Origin of the sequence: Hydrogenophaga sp. (assembly GCF_030373245.1) — a bacterium.
Lineage (GTDB): Bacteria > Pseudomonadota > Gammaproteobacteria > Burkholderiales > Burkholderiaceae_C > Hydrogenophaga.
This window is the reverse complement of sequence record NZ_JAUCZF010000004.1, coordinates 182873-200547: the sequence shown is the minus strand read 5'-3', so window position 1 is coordinate 200547 and position 17675 is coordinate 182873. Positions and strand designations below refer to the sequence as shown.

At 64.2% G+C, this 17675-nt stretch carries 14 protein-coding genes and 1 tRNA gene; 9 read left to right on the top strand and 6 right to left on the bottom strand.

All coding sequences use genetic code 11. The features are described from left to right. Window positions 1–71: 71 nt before the first annotated feature. The 5 genes from QUV25_RS11190 to QUV25_RS11170 all read left to right on the top strand — a co-directional run bounded on the left by QUV25_RS11190 (window position 72) and on the right by QUV25_RS11170 (window position 4727). Window positions 72–395, top strand: a complete 324-nt coding sequence (locus QUV25_RS11190) for a hypothetical protein (protein ID WP_300863864.1) — start codon at window positions 72–74, stop codon at window positions 393–395. 4 nt (window positions 396–399) lie between these two features. Next, the gene (locus QUV25_RS11185; RefSeq protein WP_300863863.1) at window positions 400–1407 is read left to right on the top strand and encodes a homoserine kinase; all 1008 of its coding nucleotides are present in this window, start codon (window positions 400–402) and stop codon (window positions 1405–1407) included. An 18-nt stretch (window positions 1408–1425) separates the two neighbouring features. After that, on the top strand, window positions 1426–2232 hold the full coding sequence (locus QUV25_RS11180) for a BPSS1780 family membrane protein (RefSeq protein WP_300863862.1): 807 nt from the start codon (window positions 1426–1428) through the stop codon (window positions 2230–2232). Further along, window positions 2229–2984 carry an iron dicitrate transport regulator FecR gene (locus tag QUV25_RS11175; protein WP_300863861.1) on the top strand — a complete coding sequence of 252 codons (756 nt, stop codon included), beginning with the start codon at window positions 2229–2231 and terminating at the stop codon, window positions 2982–2984. The genes QUV25_RS11180 and QUV25_RS11175 overlap by 4 nt, the downstream gene beginning before the upstream one ends. 108 nt (window positions 2985–3092) lie before the next feature. Next, window positions 3093–4727, top strand: a complete 1635-nt coding sequence (locus QUV25_RS11170; protein WP_300863860.1) for a DUF11 domain-containing protein — start codon at window positions 3093–3095, stop codon at window positions 4725–4727. Window positions 4728–4755: 28 nt separating this feature from the next. Here QUV25_RS11170 and QUV25_RS11165 read toward each other — a convergent pair whose 3' ends face one another. Continuing rightward, window positions 4756–5052: a hypothetical protein gene (locus QUV25_RS11165; protein WP_300863859.1), complete on the bottom strand. Its 297-nt coding sequence runs from the start codon at window positions 5050–5052 to the stop codon at window positions 4756–4758. Window positions 5053–5237: 185 nt separating this feature from the next. Continuing rightward, on the bottom strand, window positions 5238–7499 hold the full coding sequence (locus tag QUV25_RS11160) for a PhoX family phosphatase (RefSeq protein ID WP_300863857.1): 2262 nt from the start codon (window positions 7497–7499) through the stop codon (window positions 5238–5240). Window positions 7500–7709: 210 nt separating this feature from the next. Between QUV25_RS11160 and QUV25_RS11155 the strand changes: the two genes are divergently transcribed. Beyond that, complete coding sequence (locus tag QUV25_RS11155) at window positions 7710–8009, top strand: hypothetical protein (RefSeq protein ID WP_300863856.1); 300 nt, start codon at window positions 7710–7712, stop codon at window positions 8007–8009. Between the two features lie 6 nt (window positions 8010–8015). Here QUV25_RS11155 and QUV25_RS11150 read toward each other — a convergent pair whose 3' ends face one another. After that, window positions 8016–10424, bottom strand: coding sequence for a UvrD-helicase domain-containing protein (locus tag QUV25_RS11150; protein ID WP_300863854.1), 2409 nt, complete (start codon window positions 10422–10424; stop codon window positions 8016–8018). 281 nt (window positions 10425–10705) lie between these two features. Between QUV25_RS11150 and QUV25_RS11145 the strand changes: the two genes are divergently transcribed. Further along, the gene (locus QUV25_RS11145) at window positions 10706–11683 is read left to right on the top strand and encodes a GMP reductase (RefSeq protein ID WP_300863853.1); all 978 of its coding nucleotides are present in this window, start codon (window positions 10706–10708) and stop codon (window positions 11681–11683) included. Between the two features lie 120 nt (window positions 11684–11803). Here QUV25_RS11145 and QUV25_RS11140 read toward each other — a convergent pair whose 3' ends face one another. Beyond that, window positions 11804–12700 carry an alpha/beta hydrolase gene (locus QUV25_RS11140; protein ID WP_300863850.1) on the bottom strand — a complete coding sequence of 299 codons (897 nt, stop codon included), beginning with the start codon at window positions 12698–12700 and terminating at the stop codon, window positions 11804–11806. An 83-nt stretch (window positions 12701–12783) separates the two neighbouring features. On the opposite strand from QUV25_RS11140, the gene QUV25_RS11135 reads away from it, so the two are divergent. Next, a complete protein-coding gene (locus tag QUV25_RS11135; protein ID WP_300863847.1) occupies window positions 12784–13689 on the top strand; it encodes an NAD(P)-dependent oxidoreductase in 906 nt (301 codons plus the stop codon). Window positions 13690–13740: 51 nt separating this feature from the next. Then, a tRNA-Ala gene (locus tag QUV25_RS11130) sits at window positions 13741–13816 on the top strand. Window positions 13817–13871: 55 nt separating this feature from the next. On the opposite strand, the gene QUV25_RS11125 is transcribed toward QUV25_RS11130, so the two are convergent. Beyond that, window positions 13872–15740: a DEAD/DEAH box helicase gene (locus QUV25_RS11125; RefSeq protein ID WP_300863844.1), complete on the bottom strand. Its 1869-nt coding sequence runs from the start codon at window positions 15738–15740 to the stop codon at window positions 13872–13874. A 346-nt stretch (window positions 15741–16086) separates the two neighbouring features. Then, window positions 16087–17673 carry an inorganic phosphate transporter gene (locus QUV25_RS11120; protein ID WP_300863842.1) on the bottom strand — a complete coding sequence of 529 codons (1587 nt, stop codon included), beginning with the start codon at window positions 17671–17673 and terminating at the stop codon, window positions 16087–16089. Window positions 17674–17675 lie beyond the last annotated feature (2 nt).

Here is a 17675-nt window from a genome sequence, read left to right as displayed (position 1 = left end):
ATTGTCGGGGAAATCGCCAGGTGGTCCAGCCCGCAGACCGACGCCCCGGCGCCCCTTGCCTACAATGGGGCATGCTGTCACTGATTCGCTCTTTCCTGCCTGCACTCGCGCTGGGCTTCTGCCTCTCGGCTGGTGCCCAGGCGCCCGTGGCGAATCCGCCGGAAAGCGCACCCTTGCCGCCCGGCCAGCGGGTGCAGAGCATCACCCACGAAGACCAGCTGACCCGCATCGACGAGCTGCGTGTGGGTGGCCAGACCCGGCGCATCGAAGTCCAGCCCAAGAACGGCTCGCCTGCTTACGACATCGCCCCATTGCGAAGCGAGCTGCCCGGTCAGGGCGCCAGCGAGCGCACCGGCAACAGCGGCAAGAGCAGCTGGCGCCTGCTGGACTTCTGACGCCATGGCCGTCTACACCAACGTTCCCTTCGCGGAAGCCGCCGCGCTCCTGCACACGCTCGACCTGGGTGACCTCACGGATTTGCAGGGTATCCAGGGCGGCATCGAAAACACCAACTATTTCGTGACCAGCGAGCGCGGTGGCGCCACGCTGCAACACGTGCTCACCGTGTTTGAGCGCCTGAGCTTTGAACAACTGCCTTACTACCTGCACCTCATGAAGCATCTGGCCCGCCACGGCGTGCCAGTACCCGATCCGGTGCCCGATGCGCAGGGCGAGATCCTGCACAGCCTGCAGGGCAAGCCGGCCGCGGTGGTGAACCTGCTGGCAGGTGGCAGCGACCTGCAGCCCAGCCTGGCGCACTGCGAGGCGGTGGGCGAAACCCTGGCGCGCATGCACCTGGCGGGCCGCGACTTCGACCGACTGCAGCCCAACCTGCGCGGCCTGACGTGGTGGAATGAGACCGTGCCTGTGGTGCTGCCGTTTCTCACGCCCGAGCAGGCGCAGTTGATGCGCGCCGAGCTGGCCTACCAGAACCATGTGGCGGCGAGCGCGGCGAATGCGGCTCTGCCGCGAGGCCCGATCCATGCCGACCTGTTCCGCGACAACGTGCTGTTTGTTGGCGACACGATCAGCGGTTTCTTCGATTTTTACTTTGCAGGCCACGACAGTTTTGTCTTCGACATCGCGGTGACCCTGAACGACTGGTGCGTGCACCACGGCGGCGATTTCGACGGCGTCCACGATGAAGCGCGGGCGGTTGCCTTGATGGGGGCCTACCAGGCGGTGCGGCCGCTTTCCGCCGCCGAGCGCCAGTTGCTGGGCGCGATGCTGCGCGCTGGCGCCTTGCGCTTCTGGCTTTCGCGCCTGTGGGACCTGCACCTGCCGCGCGAAGCTTCCATGCTCCAGGCACACGACCCGGCCCACTTCGAGCGCGTGCTGCGCCACCGGGTGGCGACGGTGCCCACCGCCGTACCCGCCCTGCTCGACACCTGCCTGTTGACCGCCTGAGCCCGACCTGATCACCGCATGAAACTGCAACTCGTTCCCGCCCGCACCGGCTTCACCTGGGTCAAGCTGGGTATGAAGACCTTTCTGCGTCAGCCCCTGGCCATGGCCGGTCTGTTCTTCATGTTCATGGCGGCGGTGTCGGTGCTGTCGGTCGTGCCGCTGATCGGCAGCGCGGTGTCGCTGGTGCTGGTGCCGGCCGCCACCCTGGGTCTGATGGCCGCCACCCGCGAGGCCACCGAGGGTCGCTTCCCCATGCCCGTGATGCTGATCACCGCGTTCCGCTCCGGTGCTGAGCGTGCGCGGCCAATGCTGATCCTGGGCGGGCTGTACGCCTTCTCGCTGCTGATGGTGCTGGCGCTGGGCTCGCTGTTCAGTGACCCGCGAGCAATGCCTGTGGACCTCGCCAACAAGGAGGTCACCCCCGAGATGATGAGCGCCGCGCTGTTCAGTCCGGGGCTTTGGGTCGCCATGCTGTTTTACGTCCCAGTGCTGATGGCCTTCTGGCACGCACCCGCGCTGGTGCACTGGCACGGCGTGAGCCCGGCCAAGAGCCTGTTTTTCAGTCTGGCGGCCTGCTGGGGCAACCGAGGCGCGATGTTCTTTTACGGCATCGGCTGGGTCGGCGTGTTTCTGCTGGGCGGTATGGCGCTCAGCCTGCTCGGCGCGCTGCTCGGTGGCGCGCAGGCCATGCAGCTCATTCTTTACCCAGCGGTTCTGCTCATGGCCGCGATGTTCCACACCTCGATTTTCTTCAGCTTTCGCGACAGTTTTTCCACCGGAGACTCCGTCCGCACGCCCACTTCCCACGTAGGAGACGCCCCATGAGCCAGCACAGCCTGCAAGGCCGCAGCGAAGAAGAAGTCCTTTGGTTCCAGCGCCGCCAGACGCTGCAGGCCGCTGCGGCCTGGACGGCACTGGGTGGCCTTCCTGCCGCCATGGCCCAGCAGCGCAGCAACGTGGTGGAATTTGTGGGCGACGTGCTGCTCAACGGTCAGCGCATGCGCCCGCAGCAGACGGTGCAGACGGGTGACGATCTGCAGACTGGACCGGCATCTCGCCTGGTGTTCGTGATCGGCAACGCGGCGTTCCACGTGCGGCAAAACTCACGTCTGTCGGTGGGCCGGGGCACCACGATCAACACGGTGAGCCTGCTTCGCATGCTGACGGGCGCGGTGGTCAGCGTGTTCGGCCGCGGCAGCAGCCGCACCATCGCCACGCCCACACTCACCGCCGGCATTCGCGGCACCGGCGTGTACACCGAAGTCATGCCCGACCAGCGAACGTATTTCTGCAATTGCTACGGCATTGTGGACGTGGCGACCCGGGGAGAGCGGACGCTGTCGGAGTCCAGCTACCACCAGTCCTTCTGGGGCGAGGTCGACCCCAAAGGGGGACGCGTGATCACGCCTGCCGACGCCATCAACCACACCGACGAAGAGTTGGAGTTTCTCGCCCGCCTGATCAACCAGCGCACCGCCTGGCAGATCGCGGGCAAGAAAGGTGTGAAGGACGGCAAGGGCTACATGGAAGACAAGCCTGGCCAGATGCACCCTGCCATGATGCCGCCGGCGCGCTGAACGCAAGCGGCTGCGCAGCAACGCAGTGGCCGGGCATCAACACGCATACTTTGCTCTTACAATCCGCGCCACCGCCCCCAGCCGGCACCCGCCGGAGCAACAGCCACCATGTTTGACGCCGCCAGGTCTTTCACCCGTGCACTGCGCGTTCTGCTCGGTGCAGCGCTGGTCGCCGGCACAAGTTCGACCGCATGGGCACAGGCTGGAGCGCCGTTTCCGTGTGACGCGCAGTTCTACCAAATCCGCATTGAGACTTCGAGCAACGCCACGTATCTGGTGCGCTACCCGACGCTGACCACGGCGCCTACCAACGCCTATGCCAGCCTGCCCAACGGCCGGTTGCCGCTGCAACTCAATGCCCTCGGATTCAATTCGCGCGACGGCTACCTGTACGCGCTGTCGACAGGCAACTCCGGCAACCTGTACCGCTTGGGGCAGGCGGGTGCAGAGCTTGTGGGCTCAATTGGTGGCCTGACGGGCTTCGGCAACCCCACAGGCGCGGCGTTTGACGAGGGCGGCCGCTACTACCTGGTGGGCCAAGGCGGTGGTGGTATCAGCCCCCTCACGGTCTTTCGCATCGACAACATTCCGCCTGCGGGCACCTCTGCCGCTCTCACGGTGGCGCGTTCCTACGCACTCAGCGGTGCTGCCAACAACTTCGGCGACATGGCATTTTCCACGGCGAGCGATGGCGTCAACGGCATCCTGTACGGAACCACGGGCACCACCCACTACCGCATCCAGCTCAACGACGCAGCCGCCACGGCCAACCTCACCACGCTGGCCGTGGCGCCCAGCGTGGGTGGTATTGGTTCGGCCTTTTTTGACCGACCGTCCAACTCGTTCTTTGTGTTCAACAACGGCACCAACGAGTTTTTTCGCATCGACAACTTCGCCAGCGGCACACCGGCTGCGGTGGCCATCACAGCGATCCCGGCGGCGTTTGTTGGCGCTGCTGGCACGACCGACGGCGCCCAATGCGCTATCGCAACGGTAGAAGAAGCGGACATCAACGTCCGCAAGACGGTCAGCCCGACCACGCCCGTGACATTCGGCCAGACCGTGACCTTCACCGTCTCGGTGGGCAACCTGGGCCCCAGCCCGGCGCAGTCGGTGACCATCGCCGACCCACTGCCCCCAGGCCTCACCCTGACCAGCACCTCCCCCAGCAGTGGCAGCTACGCCTCTGGCGTCTGGACGCTGCCCAGCCTGCCCGCCTTCTTCACTGAAACGCTGACCCTGGTGGCCTCGGTGAACAGCACCGGCACCGGCACCAGTTCCTACGCCAACGTGGCCACCGTCAGCGGCAGCAACCGCTCGGGCACCACCACCGTGGTGGCCCTGCCCGACCCGGTGACTTCAAACAACAGCGGCACGGCCACCGCCAGCGCCAGCCGATCAGCCAACCTGGCCATCACCAAGACCAATACCGTGAACGGCGTCGTCGCCGGGCAGACCACCATCTACACCATCACCGTGAGTAACCTCGAGGGCTTCAACGTGGCCAACGCGGTGCTGCGAGACCCCTCTACCACCGGGCTCGATTGCTCCGCAGCGCCGGCGCCCGCTTGCAGCGTGACGCCGTCTCCGACCGGTGGCACCTGCCCCACGGTGGGCACCTCACCCGGCCAGCTCTCGGTGGCCAACTTGCAGGCAGCGGGCGGGGTGATCATCCCGGCACTCAATGCCGGCGGTCTGATGAGCTTCACACTCACCTGCACCGTCACGGCGACTGGGCAGTGACGGGCGGCCTTTCAGAGATACAGACCGCTCAGCCGGGGTTCTTCGCCCGGTAGTCGCTCAGGGCCTGGGCCAGATCGACGTTTTCCTCGCAGGTCTTGTTGCCATTCAGCTGCTCCAGCACGGCCAGGTGCTTCTCGGCTTCGGCAGGCTGCTTGAGTTGGCTGTAACCCAGCAGGTTGTGCACCTCGGCGTTGCGGGACTCTTCGCGCGCCGCGGTGTTGAGTTCACTCAGCGCATGCACCCAATCCTTGGCCGCAATGGCTCTGCGCGCCAGCTTGAGGCGCCTGGAGACCGTCGGACCGAAATGGGTGAAATTCGGCTGCAAAAGCCACGGGAGCGGCCAGGACGGCTGCGAACAACAGGCCCGGGAGGGTGAAGTTGATGGCTGCTCCAGGCGTTTCGGAACGGGATGGATCGCCCCGCATTCCGCGCGGTCAGGTTGGACCGTGCAGAAAAAAGCCCGAAGCTCCTGACGAAGCCTCGGGCTTGAGGGCGCGCACGCCGCGCCGGTCAGACGCCGATCACGCCGCCGTCGGTGCGGCGGATCACGATGGTCGCCGAGCGTGGGCGCGAACCTGGCCCGTAGCCGGCGTTGGAAGGCCACTGACTGGTGTGGGTGAAGTCGGTTGCGGCGCCAAGGGCTACCGTGTCTTCGCCAGGGTGCTGGATATTCACGAAGATCGTCTTGCCGTCGGGCGACTCGGTCAGCCCGGTGATCTCACAACCCACCGGCCCGGTCAAAAAGCGGCGCAAGCGGGTTTGGCCCAGGGCCGCGCCCAGGAAGGTAGGCGTAGCCTTGCTGTCACTACCGATGCTGTTGTTGACCGTGATGGCCGAGCCATCGCCCACCTCACCGGGGATGGCGGCGAGCAGCATGTTGTTGGTGACATCGCCATAAGCGCCATCATCGGTCTGGATCCAGCAGATGCCGGTGGCCTGGCTGAACCACAGGCCGTCGGGTGACGAAAAGTCGTTGCTGGCCGTAAGGCCCGACAGGTTGATACCCGCACCCGCGTCTTCCTCGGCGCCAAACAGGAAGATGTCCCAGGTGAAGGCCACCGCCGTCGACGCGCCCGCGGCTTCCTTGAAACGGATGATGTGGCCGTTGGGGTTGCCAGAGCCCGCGTTGCCGTCGCTGTCGCTGTAGGCGCGCGGGTTCGCGGCATCGGTTTGCATCACGCTGCGGCTGCTCAGGTTGGTGTTGGTCAGGCAGAAGTACACCTCGCCGTTTTTCGGGTTGATGGCCCCCCACTCCGGACGGTCCATCTTGGTGGCACCCAGCGCACTGGCGGCGTGACGGGTGTTGACCAGTACATCGGCCTGGTTGTCGAAGGTATAGGCGGTGTAGGGGGTGGTCAACGCATCCACCGCCGCTTTGGTGAGTTCGATCCAGGCGCCGCTGCCATCGTCGTTGAATCTCGCCACATACAGCTTGCCTTCGTTCAGGTACTTGTCGCCAGCGACCATGCCACGGCCCACGTCGGCCGGGTCCCACACCGCAGTGGACACGAACTTGTAGATGTACTCGTTGCGCGAGTCACAGCCCATGTAGAAGGCCAGCGGCTGGCCCTCCACCGGGATGCTGCAGACGGCGGCCTCGTGCGCGAAGCGGCCCATGGCCACACGCTTGGCGGGTTGCGCGTTCGGGCGCAGCGGATCGATCTCGACGTTGTAGCCAAAGGTGTTGGGCTCGTTGCGGAAGTCGTCTGCGGCCGTGGCGCCAGAGGCTGACACGTTCCAGCGGCCAAAGCGGTCGTCGGTCGCGGCCGAGGCCACAGCCGACCAGCCTTGCGATCCGGCTGCCGTGGCGGTACCCGAAAGAGGCACCCGGGCCACACCATAACGTGCACGAGACGCCAGGGTTTTGGCGTCAACCGGCGTCGATCCATTGGGCATGAAGAAGTACACCGCCCAGTTCTCCTCACAACCCAGGTAGGTGCCCCAGGGCGTCTTGCCATGTCCGCAGTTGTTGAGGGTGCCGCGTGAGGTGGCACCGCTTGGGTCGTACTGGGTCGCCATGAACGCGCGGATATCGTTAAGGTGCGCAGCCGGGCCGGCGATGCGCATCACCGTCTGCCCGTTGACGCGGCGGTTGAAGGCCGAGTCCGTCCGGTAGCTCCAGGCTCCCGTGCTGCTGCGGTTGATCTCCACCATCGAGACGCCGTGGTGGTTGATCTCCTTGAGCACCTCGGACTCCAGCCGTGTGCCCAGATCCCAGCCACCGAACTGGCTGAACTTCTTGCCGTTCACGCTGTTGGTGGTCTGACCGCGAGCATGGAAGAAGTGCGCGTCGGCCGAACTCTCGTGGTTCACCGCCAGGACCGCACGGCCAGTGTCTTGCGTGGTGTAGTTGCCAGCAGCGTTGATGAAGAAAATGTCCATGCCGTCGTGGTGATCGCCGATGCGGTTCGCCCAGTCATCGGCTTCGGTGCCCTGGTTGCTGTAAGCGGGGGTGAGCGGGTCGATGGTGTCGCCGGTGGCGTGAAGCACGGAGTAGGTGTAACCAGCGGGCAGGATCACATCGTCCAGCAGCGCCTTGTCCACTGCACTGAAGCCCAACTGCGTGGCCGTAGGCGCAGTTGGCGCGGTCGGCGCAGGGTCGTCACCGCCGCCGCAAGCCGCCAGCAGCGGCAGCGAACCCAATGCCGCCAAACCCACGCCACCGCGGATCAGCTGGCGGCGAGAGAGGCCGGCTTGCTGGCTGCGCGCCAACACCTGGGCAAAGTGTTCGTTGGAAGAATGGTTGCAGATTTCGTCGGTCGGGTCGGACATGCAGAGGCTCCATGCGGGGTTGAAAGAAGCCCGAATGGTCTGCTGGCGGCGTGACAAGCCCGTGACGGACCAAGAGCCCGACAGGCCCTTAAGCTTGTCATCTCTTTGTCACGAAAATCAGCGCACAGCCCGGTATCCTTAAATCGTGAATGCTTTGTTCCTCTTCAGGATCTCGCGTCCACGCACTTTTTCGCACACCGGATAAGCCCCATGCTCGCACTCAAAAAAGCCAGAAAACTGATCGAGAAACAACCTGACTCTGTTGCTGCCAAAACCCTGTCTTCCCTGGTGGTCGCACTCGAAACGAACAAGCCGTTTGTTCTAGGCGAGTTGTACCAGCTTGACTACGACGACTTCGGGCTGGCGTTTGAGGTGATGATCGAATGGCGGCTGGACCGGTACTACGCCAGCAAGGTTCGTTTGATCGACGTTTCAGTGCAGGTGGAAGACACACCATCCTCCAAGGCCGGCAAGCACAAGGACAGCCAAGCCGAGAGCAAGTCTGCCTGAGCCGTTTCAGTCGTCGACCGGCGTCAGCTTGGCCACGCTGAGTGCCAGCCACTTCACGCCGTGCCGCGTGAAGTTGACTTGGGCGCGCGTATCAGGCCCAACGCCTTCGAGCGCCAGTACCTTGCCTTCGCCAAACTTGTTGTGAAACACCTTTTGACCGGCCTTGATGTCGGTGCCGCGATCGGGTTCGGGGTTGCTCTTTCCACCCAGACCTTTGGGGTCGCTGCCCGACGCCCAGCCCGGTGACCAGGCTGGCTGCAGCGCCGCGGCGCCACCGCGCCCACCAGACCAGCTGCCAGACGCTGCGGCTGTCCCACCCCAGGCCGGCTGCTGCGGCGTGAGCCATTTCAGACAGGCTTCGGGCAGCTCGTCAAAGAAGCGGCTCTTGAGGTTGTAGCGGGTCTGGCCATGCAGCATGCGCGTCTGCGAATGGCTGAGATAGAGGCGCTTGCGCGCGCGCGTGATGGCCACATACATCAGGCGTCGTTCTTCTTCCAGCCCATCGTGATCGCTCATGGCGTTTTCGTGCGGGAACAGGCCCTCCTCCATACCGGTGATGAATACGCAGTCGAATTCGAGGCCCTTGGCCGCGTGCACCGTCATGAGCTGCACCGCGTCCTGCCCGGCCTGGGCCTGGTTGTCGCCCGACTCCAAGGCCGCGTGGGTCAGGAAGGCCGCCAGCGGGCTGAGCGTCTCGCCCGTTTCAGCATCCGGCGCCAGCGGCTCGTCGAGCAGCGGCGTTGCCGGATCCAGTCCCTGGCTCACCGGGCTTTGCGTCAGGGCCTGGCCCAGTTCATCCACCGGCAGCGCGACCGCGTCGCGGCCAAAACCTTCGATGCTCACAAAGCTTTCGGCCGCGTTGACCAGTTCCTCCAGGTTCTCCACCCGGTCCTGGCCTTCGCGCTCGGTGCGGTAGTGCTCGATCAGGCCGCTGTGCGCGAGCACCAGCTCGATGATCTCTCGCAGCGTACGGCCCTCGGTCTGCTCGCGCATCACGTCCAGCTTCGCCACAAAAGTACCGATGGCCACGCCAGCGCGGCCAGTGACCGCACTCACCGCATCGTGCAGCGAACAACCGGCGCCGCGCGCCACGTCCTGCAGCTGCTCGATGCTCCGCGCACCAATGCCACGCGCCGGGAAATTCACCACGCGCAAGAAGCTGGTGTCGTCGTGTGGGTTCTCCAGCAGGCGCAGATAGGCCAGCGCGTGCTTGATCTCGGCGCGTTCAAAAAACCTCAGACCTCCGTACACGCGGTACGGCATGCCAGCGTTGAACAGCGCCGTCTCGACCACGCGACTTTGTGCGTTGCTGCGGTAGAGAATCGCCATCTCGCGCTTGGGCACATCCTCGCGCGCGAGCTGCTTCATCTCGTCCACCATCCATTGCGCCTCGGCAAAATCGCTGGTGGCCTCGAACACGCGAACCGGCTCGCCAGCGCCGGCGTCGGTGCGCAGGTTTTTGCCGAGGCGTCGGCTGTTGTTGGCGATCAGCTGGTTGGCCGAATCGAGGATGTTGCTGGCGCTGCGGTAGTTCTGCTCCAGCTTGATCTGGTGCGCCACGCGAAATTCGCGCACAAAGTCGGCCATGTTGCCCACGCGTGCCCCACGAAAGGCGTAAATACTCTGGTCATCATCACCCACCGCGAACACCGCATTGCCAGCCGGCGTGAGCCCCTCGATCGGTGGCGTGCTGAACATCTTGATCCACGCGTACTGCAGACGGTTGGTATCCTGGAACTCGTCGATCAGGATGTGCTTGAAGCGCCGCTGGTAGTGTTCGCGCACCGGGTCGTTGTCGCGCAAGACCTCGTAGCTGCGCAGCATGAGCTCGCCAAAATCCACCACGCCTTCGCGCTGGCATTGCTCTTCGTAGAGCTGGTAAAGCTCTACCTTCTTGCGCGTTTCTTCGTCGCGCACCTTGACGTCGCCAGGGCGTTGCCCATCTTCCTTGCAACCGCTGATGAAGTACTGCACCTGCTTGGGCGGAAAGCGCTCATCGTCGACGTTGAACTGTTTACAAAGGCGCTTGATCGCCGAGAGCTGGTCCTGTGTGTCGAGGATTTGAAAGCTTTGCGGCAAGCCGGCGAGCTTGTGGTGCGCCCGCAGGAAGCGGTTGCACAGGCCGTGAAAAGTGCCGATCCACATGCCGCGCACGTTGACCGGCAACATGCTGGACAGGCGCGTCATCATCTCCTTGGCAGCCTTGTTGGTGAAGGTCACGGCCAGGATGCCGCCAGGACCGACCTGCCCGGTCTGCAGCAACCAGGCGATGCGGGTCGTCAGCACCCGGGTCTTCCCCGAGCCCGCCCCCGCCAGGATGAGCGCATGCTCTGGCGGCAAGGTCACGGCGGCCGCCTGCTCGGGGTTGAGGCCTGCGAGGAGCGGCGAGGGAGCGGTGGAATCTTCAAACAGCATGACGGGGATTGTAGGAAGCCCTCAGCGCTGCGACTGCCATATGCCGCTCCATATGAGCCTCATACGCCGCGCAATTCTGCGAGTACCGCACATAGCGCCCTATCCGCCTACAATCAGCCACCGGGCCCAAGCAGTTGCGCCCGGTTTTTTTTCGCCTTGCCAGACCCATCCCGAATCGCGCGAAGCCCCAGGCCACCGCGGAACTGGCTTTGCCAGGCCGCCAGTGGCGCCCCCTTGAGGGCATGGTGCCGAAGGCGCCGCGGGGGTGATTGAAAGTCCTTATGGAAATCTTCGACTACGACAACATCCTGCTGCTGCCGCGCAAGTGCCGCGTGGAAAGCCGATCCGAGTGCGATACCAGCGTTGAACTGGGCGGGCGCAGCTTCCGTCTGCCGGTGGTGCCGGCCAACATGAAGACGGTGATCGACGAGAAGATCAGCCTGTGGTTGGCGCAAAACGGCTACTTCTATGTGATGCACCGCTTCGACCTGGACAACGTGAAGTTTGTACAGCAGATGCGCGATCAAGGCGTTTACGCGTCGATCTCGCTCGGCGTCAAGGCGGCGGACTACGCCACGGTGGATCGCTTCGCGGCCGAAGGACTGGCGCCCGAATACATCACCATCGACATCGCCCATGGCCATGCCGACACGGTGAAGGCCATGATCGGTTATTTGAAAGAAAAGCTGCCGATGTCCTTCGTGATCGCTGGCAACGTGGCCACGCCCGAAGCGGTGATTGACCTGGAGACCTGGGGCGCAGATGCGACCAAGGTGGGAGTGGGCCCGGGCAAGGTCTGCATCACCAAGCTCAAGACCGGTTTCGGCACCGGTGGCTGGCAGCTGAGCGCGCTCAAGTGGTGCGCGCGCGTGGCCACCAAACCCATCATTGCCGACGGCGGTATCCGCAGCCATGGGGACATCGCCAAGAGTATCCGGTTTGGCGCGTCCATGGTCATGATCGGCTCGCTGTTTGCGGGCCACCAAGAGTCGCCCGGGCAGACAGTCGAGGTCGATGGCGTGCTCTACAAGGAGTACTACGGCTCGGCGAGCGACTTCAACAAAGGCGAGTACAAGCACGTGGAAGGCAAGCGCATCCTGGAGCCCGTGAAGGGCACGCTGGCGCAAACGCTCACCGAAATGGAGCAGGACGTGCAAAGCTCGATCAGCTATGCCGGCGGCACCAGGTTGATGGACGTGCGCAAGGTGAACTACGTCATTCTGGGTGGGGACAATGCGGGCGAGCATCTGTTCATGTAAACCCACCCCCGAGTCGCTTGCGGCATGACCCCCAGGGGGCGATACCTGCGGCCTGGCGAAGCCAGTTCCGCGGCATCCCTGAATCAACGCACCTCGATGGCGAGGGGCCTTTGACTCAACTCAGTCTTTGAGCAACTGCTTCGCCAGCTTGTGCAGGCGGTGCCGGGGGTCGACCAGGGCTTCCAGCACGCTGAAATGGTTCAGCCCCGGCAAGGTTTCGCACACGGGCACGATCTCTTTGCCCCAAGCGGATTGAATGAGCTGGTTCTGGCGCACGAACTCATCGCTTTCGTCCGCGCCTGCCACCGCAATCAGCTCACCACGGCCGTCCTGCAGTGGCGGCGCCGCAAAACCTGCGGGGCTGGCCTGGCTCACCTGTCTGGGCGTCAGGCGCAGCGAGTCCTTCAGAAACGGAGTGTGGCGCAGCGGCTCGAGGTCAAATACGCCCGAGATCGACATCGCGCTTTGCACCAGTGCGTCCGGCAGGTCTTGCCCTACCAGTGACCACTGGCAGGCCAGCATCATGGCGGCCAGGTGGCCTCCGGCCGAATGGCCCACCAAGGTGATGCGCTGAGGGTCACCGCCATGTGTACCGATATACCGGTACACCCAGGCCAGCGCCTGCGTCATCTGCAGCGCAATCTGGGGGATGGTGACCGCCGGACACAGTGCGTAGTTGGGAATCACCACGCAAGCGCCCTGTTTGACAAAAGCCGGCGCGATGAAGGAGTGATCGGACTTGTCCAGGCTGCGCCAGTAGCCGCCATGAATGAACACCAAGACCGGCGCAGGCGGGCGCCCGTGTTTGCGCGGCGCGGGAAAGACGTCAAGCGTCTCGCCCGGACCGTGGCCATAGGCCACATCGAGCAGGCATGGCAAGCCCTGGCGCGCCTGAGCGGAGGCCGCCGCCCAGCGCTCAAAATGCGCCGCATGCTCGGGTACCAGAGCACGGTTGTTGTACTGAAGATCCAGCCAGGCCGGATCGGAACGGTTGGAGGAAACGGATTTGAGATTCATGGTCGCGCCATTGTGTCACGCAGCTCTTGGAACCATTGCGCACATGGCGCCTACAATTTTGGGATCGTCCGATTGAGCATGACATGAACCACACCGCACCAGCCGCAACACCTTCCTCACCGACTGTGGCCGTGCTCGGCATCGGCCTCATGGGTTTTCCCATGGCACGGCGCCTGTGCGAGGCCAACATACCGGTGCGCGCCTGGAATCGATCGCGCAGCAAAGCCGAGCGCCTGCTGCCGTTCGGCGCCAGGGTGGCCGATTCGGCTGCCGAGGCAGTGGCACAGGCCGACCTGGTGATCACACTGCTGGAAAACGGTGAGGTGGTGGAGTCGGTGCTCATGCATCCCGATACCCTCGCGGCCATACGCCCCGGCACGCTCGTGATCGACATGTCGTCCATCTTGCCGGCGCAGGCACGTGATCAGGCCCAACGCCTGGCCTCGCACGGTGCACAGCACATGGACGCGCCGGTTTCCGGTGGCACAGTGGGCGCCGAGCAAGGCACACTGGCCATCATGGCCGGCGGCGAGGCTGCCGGTGTAGAACGCGCCCGGCCTGTGCTCGAAGCTCTGGGCAGGCTCACTCATGTGGGCCCTCATGGCGCGGGTCAGCTTGCCAAACTGGCCAACCAGATGATCGTCGGCATCACCATTGGTGCGGTCGCCGAGGCCTTGCTGATGTGCGAAAAAGGTGGCGCCGACATGGGCCAGGTGCGCCAGGCGATCACCGGAGGCTTTGCCGACAGCCGCATCCTGCAGGTGCACGGCGAGCGCATGGTGCAGCGCGACTTCACCAAGCGCGCCGCCATCACGGTGCAGCTCAAGGACATGCGCAATGCCCTCACCACCGCACAGGCCGTGGGCTTCGAGGCGCCGATCACCACCCTCTTCGAGCAGCTGTTTTCGCAGGCGGTAGAGCACGGCCTGGGTGATCTCGACCATTCCGCTCTGTTCGTCGAACTCGCGCAGCGCAACGGCATGCGCTGAGGACCCAATAGCTGCCACCGATCGAACTGGTCTCTGCTAAAGTTTTCGCACGGGGACGTAGCTCAGCTGGGAGAGCGTCGCGTTCGCAATGCGAAGGTCGGGAGTTCGATCCTCCTCGTCTCCACCAAACGAAAAAAAAGCCGGACGAAACGTCCGGCTTTTTTGTTGTTGCTGCAAAGTGCTCAGCGAGGATTGCGGCGCGCCACCGGGCGCGAAGGCGCACCAGCCGGGCGACGCGGTGCAAATTCACCGCGCATCACTGCGCGCTCGCCTGTGCCGCGATCGGCGAAACGATCACCACCGCGATCGTTGCGCGGCGCGTTGGAAAAGCCCGAAGGGCGAGCACCCATGCCAGGAGCACCTCGATCGCCAAAGCCCCGCGGCGCTGGGCGGCTGTCGCCGCCTCGATCGAAGCGGTTGTCAGCGCGCGGCGCGCTGCGCGGGTCGAAGCGGTTGTCAGCGCGAGGTGCATCGTTGCGGTTGCCTTCAAAGCGCGGCGCATCGCCCCGGCCTTCGAAACGCGGACCACGCGCCGGTGCACCGCGGCGATCACCACCAAAGCGGTCATTGCCTCGTGCGTTGGCGTAGTTGCGGCCTGGCGCACCGCGGCCCATGGGCTCATTCATCGGCGCACGCTGGCGTGGCTCCATGCCGGTCACGGTGTCCACGGTGATGCGCTGTCGCGTGAAGGCCTCGATGTCGAAAATCTTGCGGCGATCGCGCATTTCGGCGAAGGTCACGGCCAGGCCATCGCGGCCGGCACGACCGGTGCGGCCGATGCGGTGGGTGTAGTCCTCCGCCTTCATCGGAAGACCGAAGTTGAACACGTGGGTGATGGTGGGCACGTCGATGCCGCGGGCGGCCACATCGGTCGCCACCAGGATCTGCACCTGGCCATTGCGCAGCGCCATCAAGCGGCGGTTGCGCACGCCCTGACTGAGCGCGCCATGCAGTGCGACGGCGGCAAAGCCGACCTGCTGCAAGTCGGTGGCCAGGCCATCGCATTCAATCTGCGTGCTGCAGAAAACGATCGCCTGGTTGATGCTGGTGTCGCGCAACCAGTGGTCAAGAAGTTTGCGCTTGTGGTCGGCGTTGTCGGCCCAGAACAGCTTCTGCTCAATGTTTGCGTGCTGCTCCTGCGGTGTGTCGATCTGCACCTTTTGCACATGCTTGCCGCCTTCGTGCATCACGCGCATGGCGAGTTGCTGAATGCGAGGCGCAAACGTGGCGGAGAACATCATGGTCTGACCGCGCTGGCTGGTCAGGTCGTTGATGTCGGCCAGGTCATCGGAGAAGCCGAGGTCGAGCATGCGATCGGCCTCGTCCACCACCAGAAACTGCACCTGGTCGAGCTTGAGCTGCTGCGAGCGCTGCAGGTCCAGCAGGCGGCCTGGCGTGGCCACCACGAGGTCGGCGTTTTGCAGTTTGGCGATTTGCAGCTGGTAAGGCATGCCACCCACCACGTTGGCCACGCGCAGGCCACGGCAATGGCGCACCAGATCGATCGCATCATGGGCAACTTGCTGGGCAAGTTCGCGCGTTGGGCAGACGATCAGGGCGCCAGGGGTGGCGGCCTTGAAGTTGCGCGGGCTGGTCGGGTCCTTGCGCTTGGGGCGCTTGGGTGCGGCCTCGCCTTTGGCCAAAGCATCCGCTGTAGCGCGTTCGAAATCAGCGCGCTCCTTGGCTTCGGCGGCGGCTTGCTGCTTCAGCAGGGTATGCAACACGGGCAACAGGAAGGCCGCGGTCTTGCCGCTGCCGGTCTGGCTGGACACCATCAGGTCGGCGTAACGCTGCTCACCTTCGGCCAGCATAGCCTTGGGTATGACGTTGTTCTGCACCTGCGTGGGCTGCACGTATCCCAGGTCGGCGCAGGCCTGCACCAGTTCGGGCGCCAGACCCAGCAGTTCAAAACCGTTGGGTTCCGCGGGCGCCGCTTCTGCAGGGTTGTCGGTATCGACTTCGGGCGACAGGATGTCCTCCGTGGCGCCGGGCGTGAAATCGGTTGTTTGTTCGGGCGTGAAATCGCCGCGTTCTTCAAAAGAGTCGCTCATGTTCGTCCTTGCGCTTGGGCGCAATTGATCGAATCAAAGCTCAGGAAATAAGACGCCGCCAACAGTAGGCGAGCGCTCCCGGGCGCTGAATCCGTTCGTGGTTACAAAACATCAACCATCAAACGGGCAACGCGCCATGGGTCACAAGACTTCGGGTGACGCCGGGAGCGATTGACCTCATCCGCATCGCCGCTGGGAGAACCAGGGCGGCTGACGTCCCGCAAGGGGTTGTGTCAGCTGTGTTCGGGAGGCCTGTGTGTGAGGCAGATGCACAAATCATCGCAGTTGCCTGCGAAGCCTCACATTATCGCAGAGTTTTCGGGAAAACCCTAGCGTTGTTTTGCAGTCAGCCCAGAACGGCGGAAACGATGTGGAACAGAATCGCTGCCAGCACCGCAGTGGCGGGCACGGTGATAATCCAGGCAGCGACGATGCGCAGCACCGCCGATCGCTTGACGATTTCCTTGCGGTACGCCTTCTTGAACGCTCGCCGCTCGTTCTTGGCAAACACCGCACCCTCGGTCTGCTCGCGCAATTTGGTGCGCCGCTTCATATCAGCCAGCATGCGCTTCTTTTCTTTCACTTCGGCAGCCTCGAAGCGCTGCAGGTAGGCCTGTACCTCTTCGCGGTCCTCGCCCTGGTGACCTGCGAACACCACCGACTCCATCTTGGCGTAGTTCACCTTGAGCAGCTCGCGCAGAAAGCCCACGCCGAACACCGCGCCGATGGTCACGTGGGTGGTGGACACCGGCATGCCCAGCTGCGAGGCCACGATCACGGTGATGGTGGCGGCCATGGCGATGGAGAACGCGCGCATGTTGTCCAGCTCGGTAATTTCCTTGCCCACCGTCTTGATCAGGCGCGCGCCATAGAGCGCCAGTCCCACCGACAAACCCAGTGCCCCCAGCACCATCACCCACAGCGGCGTGGCGGCCTTGGTGGCGATGGCGCCCGACTTGACTGCCTCGTAGATCGCCGCCAGCGGGCCCACCGCATTGGCCACATCGTTGGCGCCGTGGGCAAAACTCAGCAGCGCGGCCGAGCACACCAGCGGCCAGGTGAACAGGCGATTCACGCCCTGCTTGCTGTTCTCCTGCTGCTGCGCCAGGCGGGCCACCGGTTTGTGAACCACCACCCAGGCCAGCACGGCCATGCCAGCGCCTGCGGCCAGCGCCACCGGGAAACTCACCTTCACCAACTGCCCCAGACCTTTGAGCATCATGTACGTACCGAAGGCCCAGGCCATGACCGCAATCAGCCACGGCACGACGCGCGCGGCGGCCTCAGTCATTTCGCTGCGGTAGGTGATGCTGCGCTTGATGACATACAGAAACGCCGCGGCGATCGCGCCACCCGTCAGCGGTGACACCAGCCAGCTCAGCACGATGTTGCCGATGGTGTCCCAGTTCACCAGACCCCAACCGCCAGCGGCGATGCCCGCGCCCATCACCGCGCCGATGATGGAGTGGGTGGTGGATACCGGTGCGCCGATCGCAGTGGCCAAGTTGAGCCACAGGGCTCCCGCCAAAAGCGCTGAGAACATCATCCAAGCGAACAGACTGGCATTGGCGATCTGTTTGCTGTCGATGATGCCGCCCTTGATGGTGCCCACCACTTCGCCGCCGGCGACGATGGCGCCCATGGCCTCGAACACCGCCGCGATCAGGATCGCCCACCCCATGGTGATGGCACCCGACCCCACTGCTGGCCCCAGGTTGTTGGCCACGTCGTTGGCCCCGATGTTCATGGCCATGTAGCCACCAACCACCGCGGAGATGATGAGCAGCCACACCGCGGGGCCACTGAGCCCTGCCACGTCCACCCCGCGAACCGAGGCATACAGCCCCACCGCCAGCAAAAACGCCAGCGCGGCGCCAAGCTGGAGCACGTCCTGGTACTTCGTCACCCAGCGGATACGAGATTTTTTTGTCATGA